The sequence below is a fragment of the Nonomuraea sp. NPDC004580 genome, assembly GCF_040609855.1.
In the GTDB taxonomy this organism is placed as follows: domain Bacteria; phylum Actinomycetota; class Actinomycetes; order Streptosporangiales; family Streptosporangiaceae; genus Nonomuraea; species Nonomuraea salmonea.
Genome location: NZ_JBEXLH010000039.1, coordinates 18,152 through 35,113, shown reverse-complemented (window position 1 = coordinate 35,113; position 16,962 = coordinate 18,152). Strand labels below are relative to the sequence as shown.

Annotated in this window: 15 protein-coding genes and 1 pseudogene; 9 read left to right on the top strand and 7 right to left on the bottom strand. The window is 69.6% G+C overall.

Annotated elements, in window-relative coordinates; genetic code table 11:
- Positions 1-68: 68 nt before the first annotated feature.
- The 6 genes from ABZW11_RS31090 to ABZW11_RS31065 form a co-directional block, all read right to left on the bottom strand.
- Positions 69-704: a hypothetical protein gene (locus ABZW11_RS31090; RefSeq protein WP_355424713.1), complete on the bottom strand. Its 636-nt coding sequence runs from the start codon at positions 702-704 to the stop codon at positions 69-71.
- Positions 705-720: 16 nt separating this feature from the next.
- Complete coding sequence (locus tag ABZW11_RS31085; protein ID WP_355424711.1) at positions 721-5,637, bottom strand: ThuA domain-containing protein; 4,917 nt, start codon at positions 5,635-5,637, stop codon at positions 721-723.
- 579 nt (positions 5,638-6,216) lie between these two features.
- A complete protein-coding gene (locus ABZW11_RS31080) occupies positions 6,217-6,549 on the bottom strand; it encodes a GNAT family N-acetyltransferase (RefSeq protein ID WP_355424708.1) in 333 nt (110 codons plus the stop codon).
- A 30-nt stretch (positions 6,550-6,579) separates the two neighbouring features.
- Positions 6,580-6,963 carry a hypothetical protein gene (locus tag ABZW11_RS31075; protein WP_355424705.1) on the bottom strand — a complete coding sequence of 128 codons (384 nt, stop codon included), beginning with the start codon at positions 6,961-6,963 and terminating at the stop codon, positions 6,580-6,582.
- A gap of 98 nt (positions 6,964-7,061) precedes the next feature.
- On the bottom strand, positions 7,062-7,661 hold the full coding sequence (locus tag ABZW11_RS31070; protein ID WP_355424702.1) for a hypothetical protein: 600 nt from the start codon (positions 7,659-7,661) through the stop codon (positions 7,062-7,064).
- An 11-nt stretch (positions 7,662-7,672) separates the two neighbouring features.
- Positions 7,673-8,275 carry a helix-turn-helix domain-containing protein gene (locus ABZW11_RS31065; RefSeq protein WP_355424699.1) on the bottom strand — a complete coding sequence of 201 codons (603 nt, stop codon included), beginning with the start codon at positions 8,273-8,275 and terminating at the stop codon, positions 7,673-7,675.
- Here ABZW11_RS31065 and ABZW11_RS31060 point away from each other — a divergent pair.
- The 7 genes and pseudogenes from ABZW11_RS31060 (at position 8,274) to ABZW11_RS31030 (ending at position 14,333) form a co-directional block, all read left to right on the top strand.
- A pseudogene (locus tag ABZW11_RS31060) lies at positions 8,274-9,349 on the top strand (SDR family NAD(P)-dependent oxidoreductase). The gene ABZW11_RS31065 and the pseudogene ABZW11_RS31060 sit on opposite strands and share 2 nt — an antisense overlap.
- Positions 9,350-9,691: 342 nt before the next feature.
- A complete protein-coding gene (locus tag ABZW11_RS31055; protein WP_355424696.1) occupies positions 9,692-10,822 on the top strand; it encodes a histidine kinase in 1,131 nt (376 codons plus the stop codon).
- On the top strand, positions 10,819-11,421 hold the full coding sequence (locus ABZW11_RS31050; protein WP_355424693.1) for a response regulator transcription factor: 603 nt from the start codon (positions 10,819-10,821) through the stop codon (positions 11,419-11,421). The genes ABZW11_RS31055 and ABZW11_RS31050 overlap by 4 nt, the downstream gene beginning before the upstream one ends.
- A 119-nt stretch (positions 11,422-11,540) precedes the next feature.
- Positions 11,541-12,425 carry an ABC transporter ATP-binding protein gene (locus ABZW11_RS31045; protein ID WP_355424690.1) on the top strand — a complete coding sequence of 295 codons (885 nt, stop codon included), beginning with the start codon at positions 11,541-11,543 and terminating at the stop codon, positions 12,423-12,425.
- A gap of 47 nt (positions 12,426-12,472) precedes the next feature.
- Positions 12,473-13,192: an ABC transporter permease gene (locus ABZW11_RS31040; protein ID WP_355424688.1), complete on the top strand. Its 720-nt coding sequence runs from the start codon at positions 12,473-12,475 to the stop codon at positions 13,190-13,192.
- A 257-nt stretch (positions 13,193-13,449) separates the two neighbouring features.
- Positions 13,450-13,602, top strand: a complete 153-nt coding sequence (locus tag ABZW11_RS31035) for a hypothetical protein (protein WP_355424685.1) — start codon at positions 13,450-13,452, stop codon at positions 13,600-13,602.
- A complete protein-coding gene (locus ABZW11_RS31030; RefSeq protein WP_355424683.1) occupies positions 13,599-14,333 on the top strand; it encodes a GPP34 family phosphoprotein in 735 nt (244 codons plus the stop codon). The genes ABZW11_RS31035 and ABZW11_RS31030 overlap by 4 nt, the downstream gene beginning before the upstream one ends.
- Positions 14,334-14,372: 39 nt before the next feature.
- Here the strand turns inward: ABZW11_RS31030 and ABZW11_RS31025 are convergent, their stop codons facing one another.
- Positions 14,373-14,936 (bottom strand): hypothetical protein, encoded by a 564-nt coding sequence (locus ABZW11_RS31025; protein ID WP_355424680.1) that lies wholly within the window; start codon positions 14,934-14,936, stop codon positions 14,373-14,375.
- Between the two features lie 579 nt (positions 14,937-15,515).
- Here ABZW11_RS31025 and ABZW11_RS31020 point away from each other — a divergent pair.
- Both ABZW11_RS31020 and ABZW11_RS31015 read left to right on the top strand, forming a co-directional pair.
- On the top strand, positions 15,516-16,067 hold the full coding sequence (locus tag ABZW11_RS31020; protein ID WP_355424676.1) for a DinB family protein: 552 nt from the start codon (positions 15,516-15,518) through the stop codon (positions 16,065-16,067).
- A gap of 226 nt (positions 16,068-16,293) precedes the next feature.
- Positions 16,294-16,959, top strand: coding sequence for an MOSC domain-containing protein (locus ABZW11_RS31015; protein ID WP_355424673.1), 666 nt, complete (start codon positions 16,294-16,296; stop codon positions 16,957-16,959).
- Positions 16,960-16,962: the final 3 nt, after the last annotated feature.

Sequence of the window (16,962 nt, the reverse complement as noted above, 5' to 3'; positions counted from 1 at the left end):
CCCTGGGTGTTCGGGGGGGCGGGGGGGCGGGGGCGGCGCCGGGGGGCCGCCCCCCCCCCGGCCACGTGTCAGGACTGGTTGAACAGGGAGAGTGTCAGCGTCGTGCGGTACTCACCGGCGGCGACGTCGGTGGGCGTGCGCAGCGCCAGGCCGGCGTTGACCTGCCAGGTGCCGATCTCGTCGGCGGAGTTCGCCGTCGAGACCAGCAGCTCCTGGCCCTGCAGGCCGACCGTGGGCGCTCCGGAGCCGTCGGAGATGACGCTGGAGACGGGCTCACCGGCCGCGACCGCGCCGGTGGGGGAGTCGCTCAGCAACCGCGGCCGCCAGCCCAGGTACTGCGGGCCGATGGGCGGCGCGGAGCCGTCCGCCGAGACGAACTCCCCGGCCTGACCCACGACCGCCCAGAAGTCACCGGCGGGAATCTGCGCGGGGTCGCGGGTGTCGGTCACCGTGACCGTCGGCAGGGTGCCGACGAACTGCCGGGCGGCGGCGTCGGAGCCGTTCTCCTGCAGGGCCACGCCCGTGTTGTCGGCGACGGTCATGGACACCGAGCCTGGAGTGGTGCGCGGCTCGATCGTCACCGACACGTCGATGCCGTCCTCGGGGTCGTCCTCCGCCACGGCGGGACCGGTCACGGCGACGCCGGTGAGCGCGGCGCCGATCACCGCGGCGGCGAGCAGCCGCGGAATCCTGGTGGTGATCATGTGATCCCTTCGTCTCTCATGAGCAGTCGAGCGCCGGATACGCGGCGTCGTACGACGAGGTGACCTCCCGGCCGCCGATCGTCGCCGTGCCCTTCACGGTCACCGTGCCGGCCTCGATCTGCCCGGCCCGGCTGTTGAAGGACTGGTACGCCTGCTTGCCCGGCGTCACGCCGGCCACGGTCTTCGTACCGAACGGCGTGGTCAGCGTCACCGCGGCCGATGCGTCGGAGCGGTTGACGGCGGTGACCGCCACGTACGCCGAGGCGCCGATGCAGCGGGACGCGGCGGAGACCACCAGCTCGACCTGCGCCGCCTCGGTGAGGCGGAAGTGGTCGAACGTGACCGTCTTCGAGGCCGTCTGGTTGGTGCCGATGGTGAAGACACCGACCTTCACATCGCCGGAGGCCACCGCGCTGTTCTCCACCGGGGCGGACAGCGCCGTCCACGTCTCGCCGTCGGCGGAGTACGAGCCGGTGAAGGTGCTGCCCTCCTTGACCAGCCGCAGGTGCCACTCACCGCTGGTGAGGTTGTTGGCCTGCGGTTGCGGGCTCTGCACGGTGCCGCCGACCTCGCTGCGCAGCTCGATGGCCCGCGCCACCGTGGCCCCTGGGGCGTTGGTGGTGAGGAAGTCGAGCTTCACGTAGTCGTCGTCACCGGCGTACACCATCAGGCCGCCCTGCTGGTACTGCTCGTTGAGCGCCGAGGCGTCCAGCTTGGTCTCCAGCGTCCAGTCGCCGTCCGGGGCCGGTTGCAGGATGAGGTTCTTCGGGTCGCTGTTGGTGGTGCCGTAGATGTCGCCCGTCGTGGTGTCGAGCTCCAGCTTGCCGTCACGCACCCGCAGCGCGGCGGGGTCGGGGCGGACGATCTCGCTCCAGCGGCAGGCGTCGAGCGCGGTGCCGTCGAACTCGTCGTCCGGGGCGGGCGCGGTCGCCGTGTCGTCGGGGATGAGGTGGAACCAGTCGAAGGCGGCGTCCACCACCGGATGGTTCGCCCCGGCGAGCGAGATCAGGCCGATCTTCGGGTTGGTGATCCCGGCGAGCGACTTGGTCTGCGGCATCGTGGTGAACGTGGTGCCGTCGGCGGAGTAATGGGCGGTGATGCTGCTGCCGTCGCTGACGAACCGCACGTACACCGTGTCGGGGTAGGCGTCGCCGAGCGCGGCCGTGTTGCTCTCCGCCACCTCGTTCGGGGCGGCGTTCTCCTCCCTGATGAACTGGAAGATGCGGCTGGCGTGGTCGGGACCCGAGGTCGAGCGGGCCTGCAGCACCATCTTGGCGTAGTTGTCGTCGTCGCCGTAGATGACCAGGCCCGCCTGCTGGTACGCGTCCCGCGCGTCCAGCGTCAGCTTGGCCGTGGCCGTCCAGGCGCCCGGCGGGGCCGGCTGCAGCACGATGTTCGGCGTGTTCCCGCCCGTGCTGTAGATGTCGGTGGTCGAGGTCGGGATCACCAGCTTGCCGTCCTCGACCTTGAGGTCCTGGTTCTCCCTGACGACCGTCCAGCGGTCACGGTCGAGCTGGTCGCCGAGGAAGTCGTCGGATCTGCCGGTGAAGCACACCGTGGGCGGCGCGGTCACCCTGACCGGCACCTGCGCGGTGGCCGACGCGCCCTTGTCGTCGGTCGCGGTCACCACGGCGGTGTAGGTGCCCGGCACGGTGTAGGTGTGGCTCGCCTCGGCGGTGGTGGGCTCGGGAGCACCGTCCACGCCGAAGCTCCACTTGTAGGTGATCGGGTCGCCCTCGGGGTCGGTGGCCGTCGCCTTGAAGGCGACCTCCAGCGGGGCGACGCCCGTCTCCGGGGTGGCGGTCGCGGTCACCACCGGGTGCTGGTTGTGCGTCGCGCCCTTGCCGACGAAGTCGATCCAATTGACATTGATCAGGTACGCGTCGTCGTCGGCGTCCGCCGGCTTGCGCACGACGAAGTACAGCGGCCCGCTCTGCGTCGGCGGCTCCGTCAGGTCGAGCGTGACGTCGGTGAACGTCTGCCAGCCGCCGGTGGGCGGCACCTCGGCCGAGCCGACCAGCGTACCGGTCTCCGGGTCGCCCATCCGGACCTGCACGGTGCCGCCGGGGCCGCCGGAGGAGGCGCGCAGCCGGATCGCGGTCAGGTTCGACAGGTTCGCCGGGTCGAACGACCACCAGTCGCCGTCCTGGATGGACGCGATGTGCTCGTTGCCGCCCTGCGGATCGGAGGTGGTCTCCACCGCGACGCCCGGGGTGTCGGTGCCGGTGCCGCCGGTGACCCGGCCGGTCCGGGTGAAGTGCTCGGCCTGCTTGCGCTTGGGCGCCAGCATGACCTCGCCGCGCCCGGTCAGGGAAGAGGCGCCGTTGGCGCCGTCGTCGGCATAACTGGCCTCGATGACGTAGAACAGGTCCTCGTACTCGCCGTGCCCGGCCTGCTGGGTCTGCAGCACGCCCTCGCAGCCCTGCTGCTGGTCGAGCGGGTGACCGTGGCTGTCGTGGCCGAGGATCGCCTGGATCCGCACCCGGTCGCAGTCGATCGTGCCGTCCTCGGCATCGGTCACGGTGACCTCGAACCGCACCTGGTCGCCGAACTCGAAGAACGCGCCGTTCGGCGGCACGTCCACGGTGACGGTGGGACGGGTGTTGCCCGCGGCGATCGTCACGTTCGCGGTGGCGGTCCTGCCGTCGGGGTTCGTGACGGTCAGGACGGCGTTGTAGTCGCCGCCCTCCTCGTAGGTGAAGGACGGGCCCGGGTCGGTGGAGTCGGTGTCGCCGTCGCCGTCGAGGTCCCAGGCGTAGGTGAGCGGCTTGCCGTCCGGGTCCCTGCTGCCCTCGCTGGAGAACGTGACGGTCAGCGGCAGCGGCCCGTCCGTCTTGTCCGCCGTGGCGCGGGCGATCAGCGGGCGGGTGCCCTTGGTGTACTCGATGCGGTAGATGCCCGAGTCGGCGTTGTCGCCGCCGAAGCCGGAGCCCCACTCGACCATGTAGAGCGCGCCGTCCGGGCCGAACTTCATGTCCATGGGCTTCTTGAACGCCAGCCCGCCGAGGATCTTGTTCATCTCGACGAGCTCGGTGCCGTCCTCGTCGAGCTGGAACGACCACACCGTGTCGTTGTTCCACTCACCGAAGACCGCCTTGCCGTCCCAGTACGCCGGCCACTGCACGTCCGAGTCCAGCTCGGGGTCGTGGCGGTAGACCGGCCCTCCCATGGGCGCGCCGCCGTTCAGCTCGGGGAAGTGCTGCGGGTCGGCCGCGTAGTGGTACCAGACCGTCGCAGGGACGATCGGCGGCAGGCTGGTCAGGCCGTCGTTGTTCGGCGAGTCGTTGACCGGCGCCGCGCAGTTGAAGGCCGCCCCCGACTGCCGGGTGGCGAAGTCGAAGTCGACGTACGGGGTGTTGTCGCCGACGCAGTACGGCCAGCCGTAGTTGCCCGGCTCGGAGACGATGTTCCACTCGACGGTGTTCTGCGGGCCGCGCGCCGCGCTGGCGGAGGAGGCGTCCGGGCCGTACTCGCCGAGCATGATGTGCCCGGTCTTCGGGTCGAGGCCCATGCGGAACGGGTTGCGCAGCCCCATGCCGTAGATCTCCGGCTTGGTCTTCTCCGTGCCCGGCGGGAACAGGTTGCCGTCGGGGATCGTGTACGTGCCGTCGTCCTCGGGATGGATGCGCAGCAGCTTGCCGCTCAGGCTGTTGGTGTTGCCCGCCGTACGTTGGGCGTCCCAGGCGGAGCGGCCGGAGCGCTCGTCGATCGGCGTGTAGCCGTCGGAGGCGAACGGGTTGGTGTTGTCGCCGGTGGCGAGCCAGAGGTCGCCGCTCTTCGGGTCGATCACCATGCCGCCGCCGTGGTGGCAGCACTCGGCCCGCTGGACGGGGACGTCGAGGATCGTCTTCTCGCTGTCGAGATCCAGGGTGTCGCCGGTGACGGTGAACCTGCTCAGCCGGTCGACGTTCTCCCCGGCGGGCGAGTAGTACAGGTACACCCGGTTGTTGGTGGCGAAGCCCGGGTCGAGCGCCAGGCCGAGCAGGCCGCTCTCGTTGGCGGTGAAGACGTCGAGTTGCGCGGCGGTCACGGTGCCGCCGGACGGCTTGATGATCTTGACGTCGCCGAGGCGGTCGATGTAGAAGACGCGGCCGTCCTCGGCGACGTCCACCATCATCGGGTTGGAGGTGTCGTCGTCGAGGGTGACCTTCTCGAAGCTGGAGCTCTGCGAGGCCGAGCAGTCGGCCCTGATCGCGCCCGCGGCCGTCTGGATGCCGCCGAGCAGCAGCTTCAGGAAGTTCGGCTCGCTGTAGTTCTCCTTCATGTGGCCGAGCCCGGTGTACCAGGAACGGCCGCCGTCGAAGTCGTGGCACCAGGTGATCGGGTGGTCGGCGCCCATCGTGGCGCCGCTGTAGGACGTCTCGTCCACCGACGCCAGCACGTGCACGTCGTTACGCGGGTTCGCCTGGTAGTCGTACCACTCGTCGGTACGGCTCCACGTCGCCGGCAGGTCCTTCGTGGACGGATGCGCCGGGTCCTCGACCTTGACCGTGGCCTGCTGGATCGCCGGGTGGCTCTTGAAGTACGCCCCGACCAGATCGCCGTACCACTCCCAGCTGTAACCGCTGTCGGCGGCGGCGTGCACGCCGACGAAGCCGCCGCCGTTCCTGATGTAGCGCTGGAAGGCGTCCTTCTGGTCCTGCGTGGTCAGCGGGTCACCGGTCGTGGACAGGAAGATCACGGCCTGGTACTGCGCGAGGTTCTGGTCCGTGAACGCGGTGCTGTCCTCGGTGGTGTCGACCGCGAAGTCGTTGTCCTGACCGAGCTGCTGGATGGCCGCGATGCCCTCGGGGATCGAGTCGTGCCGGAAGCCGGTCGTCTTGGAGAAGATCAGGACCTTGAAGGCGTGGTGCGCTGTGGTGGTCGTGGCGGTCGTAGCGGTGGCGGTGGTGGCGGTGGTGGTGGTGGCGGCGGTGGAGGCCAGGGCGCTCACCGGTGCCGGGAGGAGGGCGATGAGGAGGGATAAGGCGATGATCGTCGTGGTCCGGCGCCTGGGTAACGGGCGTAACGGCAGGACTGCACGGAGCAGCCTGGCCCACGTGCGATGACGTGGTGACATGGAGAACCTTCCTGACCATGGGGACGTCAGGCAAGGCGCGCGCCGCCGCGCTGTTGCCACTTCGGTGGAGCAGGTGGTGCGAAGCCTGGAGGGTGCCGTCTCCAAGCCCTTAGTGGGCTTCCGAGATCAATTCAACGGAGTTGTAACACGGGGATGTCCGGCCGGGAAGACCTCTCTCGCGTGACGAGATGGCATCGGCGTATCAACGCGTGGGTTCCGGCGTAAGTTATCGAACCGTTACCAAAATCGCAAACGATTTCACCCTTGTGTCGGCGAAAGTCCCCTCTTTTAATTCGGCTTGTCGCACTGCGCCCTTTTCGTGCCCCGTACGAGAACGTCCCGCCCGCCTGAGCAGCCGGTACGAGCCGCACCGGCATCGTTGACGCCGACCTCGGTGCCGCCGCGGTGGTGCCGACCGGCCCGTCAGGCGGGCGGGGCACGGCCCTGTGATCACTACGGCCGCCAGCGGCCGATCTTCTTCGTGATGAGGGTGGCGCCGATGCGCTCGTAGAAGCGCTGTGCGGCGACGTTGGCCTCGGCCACCTCCCAGCGGATCACCCTGCCGCCGGCGACGCCGGCGATGGCGTGCATGAGCCGCTCGCCCACGCGGTTGCCGCGCTCGCCGGCGGCGACGTACAGGTCGTCCAGGTGCAGGTAGTCCTCGCCGGACCAGAAGCTCGTGCGCTCGAGCCAGGAGACGTAACCGATCGCCCGCCCGTCCCGCTCGGCGATCAGACAGCCGACCCCGGCCTGACCGAGCAGTTCCTTCAGCTTGCCGGGCGTCACGGTAAGCCGCCTCGGGCAGGCCCAGCTCGGTCAGGCGCTCGAACGCCGTGACCACGATCGGATAGCAGACATAAGGCCGGAGAGCTGGATCATGGTGGTGGACTTCGTTCGGGACAGGCCGAGCACGCGCATGTGTACGGCGTCGAGGGTGTACTGAGGCAGGACGCGGCCCATCGTGCTCATCAGGCGGGACTTCTTGCCGACCGGGTAGCGGGCGCGCGGCCTGCGCGCGGTGAGCGCGTGCAGGATCGCGCGGGCGACGACGTCGGGGCTGGAGCCGGTGCGCTCCTCCTTGAGGCCGGCGGTGGTCATGGTGCGGTACGCCTGCCCGTACAGCCGCCGCCCCTCCTCGCCGAGCGAGGTGCAGAACGCCGTCGCGCTCCGCATGGCGGTGCCCGACCTGGTCAACATCACGGTCGTGACGGTGCCGCTGTCCGCCCCTGACTCGATCGTCTCGGTGCCGGCGAGCGAAGAACATGCGGCCGTCCGGTGTCTTGCCGGTGAGGCCCGCCCTACCGCGAGCGCGATCGGCGGATGAGATAGCGGACGTGGGGCGTCTCCAGCCACTCCTCGTCGAGTTGCCTGCCTGTGAGCCGGCCGATGGCCGTGAGGGCCGTGGTGATCATCTCTTCGACGGGTGATCCCGGGACGTCCCAGCCGGTGGGCGTCGACAGGCCCTCGGCGTGCTCGCGCAGCACGTTCAGGGTTTCCTCCAAAGGGGCGGAGAAGGCGAGGCGGCCCTTCGATGCGTACTCCACGCGGTGCGCGCCGTCGCCGTGCCAGCCGATCGCGATGGCCCGGCCACCGTCACGAGACAGCTCCGACAAGCGGGGACTTTGTGTGACGTCCATCCATTGGATCTGCATCGCCAGGGTCCAGGTGTGCCAGGGGCCGACGAGGATGATCCCGTCCTCGTCGGCGGGCATCGCGTCCCCTTCGAAGCCGAGCCCGATGTCCTGCAGCGCGAGCGGCGTCGCGCTGCTCAGGTCGGCACCGACCCGCCGAGCGGTCTCCTCGACCGTCAGCCCTTCGGCCCAGACGGCGGCGAAACCGTCGGCGACGTTCTCCCAGTGGGATTCGAGCAGGTCGTACAGGTGGGTGGAGTTCGGCATGTGGTCACCGATCACCGGACGGACCGGGCCACCAGGGCCATGGCCTCGCGCATGGCGTTCCGTACCTCGGCGGGTTCGTCGCCGCGCCGCAGCGCGGCGGAGGCGGACGCGCTGACCGCGCCCACCACCGCGCCGACCAGGGCGGAGGCGGTGATCGTGTCGAGCTTGTCGGGGAATGCCCGCTGCAGTGTCAGGGCCAGTTCGGCTTGGGCGGTGAGGTAGCGCTGGAGCAGCCGGGCCTGCAGCGCCGGCACCGAGGTAGCCAGCCGTGACCGGAGTGCCGCCAGGCCGCTGGAGAGGTCGTTGTCCGACGTGTCGGCGATCATCTGGTCCATCGCGCGCACCAGCACCTCGGGCAACCCTTCCTCCGGACGACGCTCGGCGATCGCCCGCAGCGCCAGGTCGACGCGGACGTCGGTGTTGGCCAGGAGGACGTCCTCCTTGGCCTGGAAGTGGAGGAAGAAGGTGCGGGGGGAGACCTCCGCGGCGTCCGCGATCTCGGCCACGGTCACGCTCTCGTAGCCCTTGTCCTCGAACAGGCGTAGCGCCGCCTCGATCAGAGCCTGCCGGGTGCGTTGCTTCTTGAGCTCGCGCAGACCGGTTTTCTTCACCATGAAAGCAGCTTATTGCAGTTTCTGCATTTATGCACAGTATAAATCACTACACAGACTGCATCGAAAGGTGGCCGGCATGGGAAGCTTGGACGGGCGCGTCGTCCTCATCACGGGAGCAGGGCGCGGCATCGGGCGGGAGGAGGCACTGTTCTTCGCCGCCGAGGGCGCCAAGGTCGTCGTGAACGACCCCGGCGTGGCCATCGACGGCTCAGGGGGCGACGCCGGGGTGGCGGCGAAGGTCGTCGGGGAGATCACCGCCGGGGGCGGGCAGGCGGTGGCCAGCACCGACAGCGTCGCCGACTGGGACGGCGCCCGCCGCATGGTGGAGACGGCACTGGAGTCCTTCGGCGACCTGCACGTGGTGGTCAACAACGCGGCCATCGAACGGAACATGGGCCTGACCGACCTGTCGGAGCAGGACTTCGACGACGTCCTGGCCGTCAAGCTGAAGGCACCTTCGCGGTCACCCGCTGGGCGGCCCGTCACTGGCGCGAGCGGTTCCAGGCGGGAGTCCGCGCCGACCGCGCCGTCGTCAACACCTCCTCCGGCTCCGGCCTGCTCAACCCGCTGCCCGCACAGGTCTCCTACGCGGCGGGCAACGCCGCAGTCGCGGCGCTGACCACCGTGGCGGCCCTCGAACTCGGCCGGTACGGCGTGCGCGTCAACTGCATCTCGCCGTCGATGGCCCGTACGAGGCTCACCGTCACCGTCCCCGGCATGAGCCAGGAACCGCCGCCGGCCGGGTACGACCCCCTGGACCCCGCCGCCGGCGCGCCCGTGGCCGCCTACCTGGCCAGTTCGGCCTGCCCGCTCACCGGCCAGGTGCTGTCCATCCGGGGCGGAACGGTGGCGGTCAACCGCGGCTGGTCCCTCGGCGACCGCCTCCACAAGGACGGGCTGTGGAGCGTGGCGGAACTGGCCGAGCAGGTGAAGGAACTGCCGATGGACGACCCGTACGACAAGCTCGCCCAAACCCTGACCGGCGCGCTCGGCACGGAGGGGCGCGCCCGGCTCCAAGAGATGATCAACGCCCTGCTGGACCAGGGAGGCGAGCCCGCCCCGGCTTCCGCGTGACGCGGCGCGGGCGGTGACCGACGACGACGCTGCTCCGTTCCGAGGCCAGCAAGGCCGCCACCGCCCTCAGCCGCGAACGGACGCTGAAGGAGGCGTCCTGTGCGCGGCTGCGCCGCTCACGCCGGCGACGAAGACACCGGCACCACGTCCGTCCGGTCAGCGCGGTTCGCTGGTGTCGTACTCTCGACCTCAGCGACCTGAGCGGACGATCGCCCGTGCGACCCACGTCATCAGTTCGCAGGACATTGCCCGGGGGGGAAGAAGTGACGCGGTGTCACTAGTGCCCACCGCCAAAGCCGAACAATGCTGAGACCCCTGCCGTTCGATCCTGGAGAGCCACCCATGGACACCGAGCCTGCGCAGGGACAGCTCCGCAAGCTCAACCTCACCATGTTCCTGCCGATGCTCGCCGTGGCCGGGGTGATCTCGGTGGCGGTCTACGCCCGGTCCTGGTGGGAGGCCGTCGTCCTCGGTGCCGGTGTGGTGGCGACCATGGTCTGCTTCACGCGGTGGGCGGCGGGTGAGGTGCTGCGCGTCGCGCTCCCCTGCCTGGTCGTCACCGCGGTCGTGTGGCCCTTCGCGGTGCTGGTGGTCGGCAGTCCGGCGGCGTTCTTCTGTGTCTCCTCCGTGGGCTCCTACGTCATCCCCCAGTTGCCTCGGTACCGGCTGGCGGCGGCCGCGACGCTCGCGGTCTACGTCGGCGCGGTGGGCGCGGCGCGGCTGCTGGTGTCGCCTGAGGACGTTCCCGGTGTGCTGTTCCAGTTCGTCCTCATCCCCGTCGGTTTCACCGTGGTGGTGGTCGGGCTGATGTTCCCCAACAAGGGGTTCTACGACGTCGTCGACGAGTTGGAGGAGGCGCGCGAACGGGAGGCGGAGCTGGCCGTCATCCGCGAACGCGTCCGGTTCGCCGGTGACCTGCACGACATCCAGGGCCACACGCTGCACGTGGTGAAGTTGAAGACCGCGCTCGCACAGAAGCTGGTGGACGGCGGCACCGACGCCGACACCGAACGAGTCAAGCAGGAACTGCGCGAGATCCACGCCCTCGTCAGCGAAACCATCACCCAGACCAAGGAACTCGCCTACGCGCAACGACGGCTCAACCTGTCCGCCGAGCTGGAGAACGCGCGGAACCTCTTCGAGGCCGCCGGCATCAGGGTGCGCGTCAACCGCGAGGCCGACGTCGACCAGGACGCGAGCGAACTGCTGGGCCAGGTCCTCCGCGAGACGACCACCAACATCCTCCGCCACGCCCAGGCGACGCGAGTGCGGATCACCCTGTCGGCGGCGAGCATCACCATCGTCAACGACGGTGCCCAGCGCGCACCACTGCCCGAACTCCGGGGGCTGGCCGCCCTGCGGCAACGCCTCGCCGGCGAAGGCGGTCAACTGACGGTCGAGCAGGACGATGGACGGTTCCTGACCGCCGCGACTCTGCCTCACCGACGTCCCGAAGCACAGGAGAACCGATGACCACAGTCGTACTCGCCGACGACGAAGCCCTGCTGCGCAAGGCGATGGCCGCGCTGCTGCCGCTCGAGGGCGAGATCACCGTGCTCGCCGAGGCCGTGAGCGGCGAGACCGCCGTCGACGCCACCTTGCGGCACCGGCCCGACGTGCTCGTCATCGACCTGGAGATGCCCGGCATGGACGGTCTCGGCGCTGTCGCCGAGATCCGCCGCACCCGTCCGGACCAGGTCATCCTCATGCTCACCCGCCACGCCAAACCCGGAGTGCTCCGCAAGGCACTCAAACTCGGTGTCCAGGGCTTCGTCAGCAAGTCGGCCGAACCGGCGCACATCGCCAAGGTCATCGCCACCCTGCACGAAGGAAGGCGCTGGATCGACCCGGACGTCTCCGCACTGGCCCTCGTCGACGACTGCCCTCTCACCGACCGCGAGCTCGACGTGCTGCGCGCGACCCGCGACGGATACGCGGTCGCCGACATCGCCACCCAGCTCCACCTCGCGGAAGGCACCGTACGCAATTACCTGTCCAACGCCATGCAGAAAACCCAGACCCGCACCCGGCACGAAGCCGCCCGGTACGCCCGCGAACATGACTGGCTGTAACAGCCCGGACGTCCGGCACCAGTGACGTGGTGTCATGTGTTCACCCGACGGAATGTCATCGCAGATCAGTGACGTGGTCGCACTGCCGTTCTCGGGGCGGTGGCACTGAGATGTCAGGTATGACTTCCACGGCAGTGATCGATGTTGAGCGGTTGAACCTGACGTACGGGGACTTCCACGCGGTGCGGGATCTGTCCTTTCAGGTGCGGCGGGGCGAGTTCTACGCGTTGCTGGGGACGAACGGCGCGGGTAAGACCTCGACGCTGGAGACGATCGAAGGGCATCGGGCGCCGACGTCGGGGACCGTGCGGGTGCTGGGCCAGAGCCCGCGGAATCGGGCGGCGGTGCGCCCGAGGATGGGCATCATGCTGCAGGAGAGCGGCTTCAGCCCGGATCTGACGGTGCGGGAGTCGATCGAGCTGATCGGCGTGCTGTCCCAGCGGCAGGACCGGCTGGAGCGCGTGCTGAGCATGGTGGACCTGACAAGGAAGGCGCGCACGAAGGTGTCGCAGCTCTCGGGCGGGGAGAAGCGGCGGCTGGACTTCGCGACGGCGGTGTGGGGGACACCGGAGCTGGTGTTCCTGGACGAGCCGACGACCGGGCTGGACATCCAGTCGCGGGATGCGCTGTGGGACGCGGTGGACAAGCTGCGTGAGGACGGCTCCACGATCGTGCTCACCACGCATTATCTGGAGGAGGCGCAGCAGCGCGCGGACCGGATCGGGTTGATGCACCGGGGGACCTTCCACCAGGAGGGCACCGTGGCGGAGCTGACGCGGACGCTGCCCGCAGTGATCCAGTTCGAGCTGCCGGGGACGTCGGCCGCGCTGCCGCTGCCTGGCCGCCGCGACAGCGGTGGCACGTTCCTGATCGAGACCCACCAGCTGCAGAAAGACCTGTTCGTCCTGCTGCGATGGGCACAGGACAACGCGATAGAGCTGCGGGAGCTCGCAGCCGGGCCGACCCGGCTCGATGACGTCTTCCGCGCGATCAACAACCAGTGACGGCTTTTTCGCCGGCCCGCTTTCCCCAGAGAGGTAGCGCCGTAGGCATGCTTTCGATCGCTCGCAGTGAGCTGATACAGATTTTCCGGAACCGGTCGGTACTGATCACCAGCTTCGTGATCCCGATCGTGGTCTGTGTGTTCTTCGTCCACCGGCACGAGGTGTTCGCACAGCTCGGCTCCCTCGGCTACATCGCGGGGATCGTGATGTTCACCGTGTGCGCGTTCGGCCTCTACTCCACAGTGGTGACCACGCTGGCCTCGCGACGACAGAACCTGTTCCTCAAGCGACTGCGCTCCACCGCCGCCGCCGACGCGCAGATCCTGGTCGGGCTGGTGTTGCCGGTCACCGTGATCGCGCTGATCCAGGTCGCGGGGATCATGACCGTGCTCGGTGCGGTCGCCGGAGGCCCGGACAATGCCGGGCTGCTGGCGGTGGCCGTGCTGGTCACGGTGGCGATGATGATCGGCCTCGGCCTGGCCACCGCCGGTGTGACCAACTCGCCCGAGCACGCTCAGGTCACCATCCTGCCCGTCACCCTCGGCGTGATCGCGGTGGCAAGCTGGGTCGGCATCACCGGCACCGAGGACCTGGCCACGCTCAAACGCCTGCTGCCCGGCGGTGCGGCCACCGAACTCGTCCTGAACGCCTGGAACGGTGGCGCCGCGCTCAGCGACTCCCTCGTCCTGCTCGCCCCCACCCTCGCCTGGGTCGCCATCGCCGTCACCCTGGCCACCCGCTACTTCCGCTGGGAACCCCGCCGCTGAACGGCATGGCACCAGGGCCGGTGACCGTGACGTGTTCCGGCCGGCGTCTGGCCATCGCCCGACCCAAGCAGCGACCCGCGGACCGATGAGGAGACCACTCATGCCCAGTGACGATTTCGCCGAGGCGAAGACCGGGCGGCCCCGGAGACTCAGGCGGCTGACAGCGGGGGTCGCGGCTGCCGGAGCAGTAGCCGCTCCGGCGGCGGGCACGATCGCGTCCCGGAGCGGCGGCAACGGTGAAGGGAAGGAGACACCGGATGTCGCCGTACTCGCCGGTCGCCGCAGGCAGGCCCCTGCCCCGGGAGGAGTCCACGTACGAGTCGTGGACGCCGCTCGACGAGAACGCCGAGCACACCACCGGCGTCCCCCGGTTCACCGACCCGACCATTCCCGCTGAGAGGAAACGATGAGCGACGAGGACCAGGTACCGGTCGATCGGGCGGACGACGTGCCGCTCGTGCGGTCGATCGACGAGCCGCTGCTCGTCGAGGACGTGCTGCTGCTGCTCTATCAGCCGTCCTCCGGCGCGATCGCGGGGGAGAACGTCCTGTACTACGTGCTGGGCGGTGCTGTCGTCGCGGACCTCACGCTCCGCGGTCTCATCGAGGTGCAGGAGCCGGGCCGGCTCGTCCGCCGCGTCGCCGCACGCGGCGACGCCCCGCACGACGACATCCTCCGCCCGGCGTGGGACTACCTCGCCATGAAGCCGCGCGGTGTGCAGACGGTGATCGCGGCGATCGGTCCGGAACTGCGCAGCAAGGTGCTCGGGAAGCTCGTCGACGACGGGCATCTGCGACGCAGGCGCAAGAAGGTGCTCGGTTTCATCCCGTCGGAGGTCCTCGATCTCGGGAGCGCACGGCGTTCGGAACTGCTCGCCCGCGTGCGCGCGACGCTCGTCGACGGGATCGAGCCCGACGCCAGGACCGCTGCGATCACGGCGCTGCTCTCGGCGAGCGCCAACCTGCATCAGTTCGTTCCCGAGATCCCGTGGACGTCGTCGGTCATCCACCGCGCGAAGGAGATCGAGAACGGCAACTGGGCCGCGGCCGCCGCAGGAGCGGCCGTCACCCGGGCGACGATCGCCGTCATCACTGCTGCCCTGAGCGCGTCGGCCGCCGCGACTGCGGCCGGCAACAGCTAGCGTCCCGTGACAGAGCGCGGGTTCCGGATCACCGCGTCCTCACGGGCGGGATACGGTGCAACGAGCCCGGCCGCCGGCCGGACCGTCGAGGGCATGCAGTTCGGGATGGCCGGACACGGCGAACCGTCTCGAACGGGAACGGGCGGCGACGTCGGCCGAAGGAAGGTGAGATCGCAGTGAACGTGTTCTTCTCGCCGCTGAGGGGATCCCGGTTTCCCCATGCATGTCACTCCGACCGGCTCTATCTGGATCGATCAGGTTGGGCGCTGGTTCGGCCACCTCCCCAGGAGCGTCCAGGCGCTGGAGGACGACACGCGCCTGGAGGGACCGCTGGAACGCCGATCCCAAGCCCTTCGTCTGGAGCGGCTTGATGATCGCTACCAGCATCCCGGGAACGTCCAGATCGTGGGCTGACGCACCGCTGGAGAAACCGATCCATCGTTCCCCCGACTCCAGAGGCCGGACCGCACGGACGACGGTCAGCCCTTCGGGCGCGCGAACAAGCACGATCCAGTCGTCCTCGGGCGACGCCTTATGTGGCAGCTGCTCGATGGCGAACTCTGGAGAGACGATTCGCAGGTGCTGGGTCGTGAACGAGCTCATGGACGCGTGTCTACCAGAGCGCCCCGCCTGTTCATGTGGCGGTGGCACCCGGCGAGCGTTTCCGGCCACAGCGCTGGAGGCCGGGCTTGGGGCATCCGTTCAGGCCCCACGACGGCAGCCCGGTCACCTATCCCAAGAACGCCTCCTACCTCGCCTGACTCGGCGCGCGGCAGGTCGGCAGTACGGCTAAAGCGGCCCGCCAGGCCAGGCCGAGGAGGTCGGGGCGGCGGTGCCCGCACCAGCGGCCGCACTGTCCGGTCCTGGCGGGTGTCCCGCTGCTCGACTTCGTACGGCCGGCCCGCGCGCTCTTCCCGGAACTGCCGTCGCACCGGCTCGATGACTTCATCAGGTATCTGCGGATCGAGCCGCTTCGGCGTCGCCATCGGGTGATGCCGGACGTACAGGTCACGGCGCAAGTCCTCGCACACCTGGACGCTGAGGGCGGACGGACGGGGCACTGGCGCACGCTCTTCGACCTTGACCGGATGGGCGGGCTGGCGCCCAAACGCTTGGCGTCACCGGGCGGAGTGCAAGCGGGACTCTCCTGAAGCTGTCTCCGGAGGCCGATAGGGTGCGCGGATGACGAGAAGCGAGCGCCTCGCGGAGCAGCTGGATTGGCACTGGCGCAAGAACCTGCGGCCGCGCCTCGACGGTCTCACCGATGAGGAGTACTTCTGGGAGCCGGTACGCGGCTGCTGGAGCATCCGGCCCCAGGGGAGGTCGGTCGCGCCGATGCCGGCGGGGGCGGGGGAGTGGACGATGGACTACGCGTCCCCCGATCCGGTGCCGGCGCCGGTGACCACGATCGCCTGGCGGATGGCGCACGTCATCGTCTCGTGCCTGGGCTATCGGGTCGGATGGCACTTCGGCGGCGAGGACATCGACGTCCAGACATTTCCGTACGCGGGACGCGCTGAGGAGGCGCTCAAGCAGCTCGACGAGATGTACGGGAGATGGAACGCGGGGGTCCGCAAGCTCTCGGACGCCGACCTGGCGAACCCGCCCGCGGTCGGCCCCGAGCGGAACCCCATGGAGATCATCGTCCAGCACGTCAACAAGGAAGTGATCCACCACGGCGCCGAGATCGCCCTGCTGCGCGACCTCTACCAGTGGCGGGACACCGGCCGCTGACGGCGTGAACGGAGTGTAGCGGCTACGGCCGCCTGCCCGGTCAGGCGGGCGGACGGCCCGGCAGTACCCCGTTCACGTTCGCCGGTCGGTTCCATGCGTCGCCCGACGCCTGCACCGCCCGCATCCGCGGGATCATCGGCTCTCCGTGCCGTCCTGCGACGAGCCGTCCGCACCTCCGAGGAAAACGCGTGGCCCGCATCGGGCGACGCCACGTAGCGTCGTTGTCATGAAGCTGCTCTCGGTCAACATCGGCCACCCCCGCCCGAACCCGTGGAAGGGGCTGAGGCTGACGGGCATCGACAAGCGGCCGGTCGACGGTCCGGTCGCCGTCGCCGCTCCCGGCCCCAAGGGCACCGGCGCGGTCGGCATCGCCGGTGACCGGGCCCATGACGTCAAGCATCACGGTGGCCCCGATCAGGCCGTCTACGCGTACGCTCGCGAGGATCTCGACACATGGGAGGCCGAGCTGGCGCGGACACTCCCGAACGGCGTCTTCGGGGAGAACCTCACCACTTTGGGCCTTGACGTCAACGGCGCCCTGATCGGCGAGCGCTGGCGGATCGGCCGGGACGTCGTCCTGGAGGTGTCCTGCGCGCGCATCCCGTGCTCCACCTTCCAGGGCTGGCTGGAGCAGGAGGGCTGGATCAAGCGCTTCACGAAGGCCGCACGGCCGGGCGCGTACCTGCGCGTGATCGAGCCCGGCGAGATCAGCGCCGGTGACCTGGTCGAGGTCGTCCACCGCCCCGGCCATGAGGTGACCGTCGAGCTCGTCTTCCGGGCGATGACCTCGGAACCAGACCTGCTGCCCCGGCTGCTGGCCGCCGACGCACTGCCGCAGGGGGAGCGGCGACGTGCCCTCCGGCGCGTGAACGCACAGGCGCCGGAGGAGTGAGCG

What these genes read in the sequence shown, in the direction of transcription:
- ABZW11_RS31050 (WP_355424693.1), top strand. Translation starts at nt 10,819, where the DNA reads ATGACCACAGTCGTACTCGCCGACGACGAAGCCCTGCTGCGCAAGGCG.
- ABZW11_RS31090 (WP_355424713.1), bottom strand. Translation starts at nt 704, where the DNA reads ATGATCACCACCAGGATTCCGCGGCTGCTCGCCGCCGCGGTGATCGGC.
- ABZW11_RS31055 (WP_355424696.1), top strand. Translation starts at nt 9,692, where the DNA reads ATGGACACCGAGCCTGCGCAGGGACAGCTCCGCAAGCTCAACCTCACC.
- ABZW11_RS31070 (WP_355424702.1), bottom strand. Translation starts at nt 7,661, where the DNA reads ATGCCGAACTCCACCCACCTGTACGACCTGCTCGAATCCCACTGGGAG.
- ABZW11_RS31035 (WP_355424685.1), top strand. Translation starts at nt 13,450, where the DNA reads ATGTCGCCGTACTCGCCGGTCGCCGCAGGCAGGCCCCTGCCCCGGGAG.
- ABZW11_RS31020 (WP_355424676.1), top strand. Translation starts at nt 15,516, where the DNA reads ATGACGAGAAGCGAGCGCCTCGCGGAGCAGCTGGATTGGCACTGGCGC.
- ABZW11_RS31030 (WP_355424683.1), top strand. Translation starts at nt 13,599, where the DNA reads ATGAGCGACGAGGACCAGGTACCGGTCGATCGGGCGGACGACGTGCCG.
- ABZW11_RS31015 (WP_355424673.1), top strand. Translation starts at nt 16,294, where the DNA reads ATGAAGCTGCTCTCGGTCAACATCGGCCACCCCCGCCCGAACCCGTGG.
- ABZW11_RS31065 (WP_355424699.1), bottom strand. Translation starts at nt 8,275, where the DNA reads ATGGTGAAGAAAACCGGTCTGCGCGAGCTCAAGAAGCAACGCACCCGG.
- ABZW11_RS31045 (WP_355424690.1), top strand. Translation starts at nt 11,541, where the DNA reads ATGACTTCCACGGCAGTGATCGATGTTGAGCGGTTGAACCTGACGTAC.
- ABZW11_RS31040 (WP_355424688.1), top strand. Translation starts at nt 12,473, where the DNA reads ATGCTTTCGATCGCTCGCAGTGAGCTGATACAGATTTTCCGGAACCGG.
- ABZW11_RS31025 (WP_355424680.1), bottom strand. Translation starts at nt 14,936, where the DNA reads ATGAGCTCGTTCACGACCCAGCACCTGCGAATCGTCTCTCCAGAGTTC.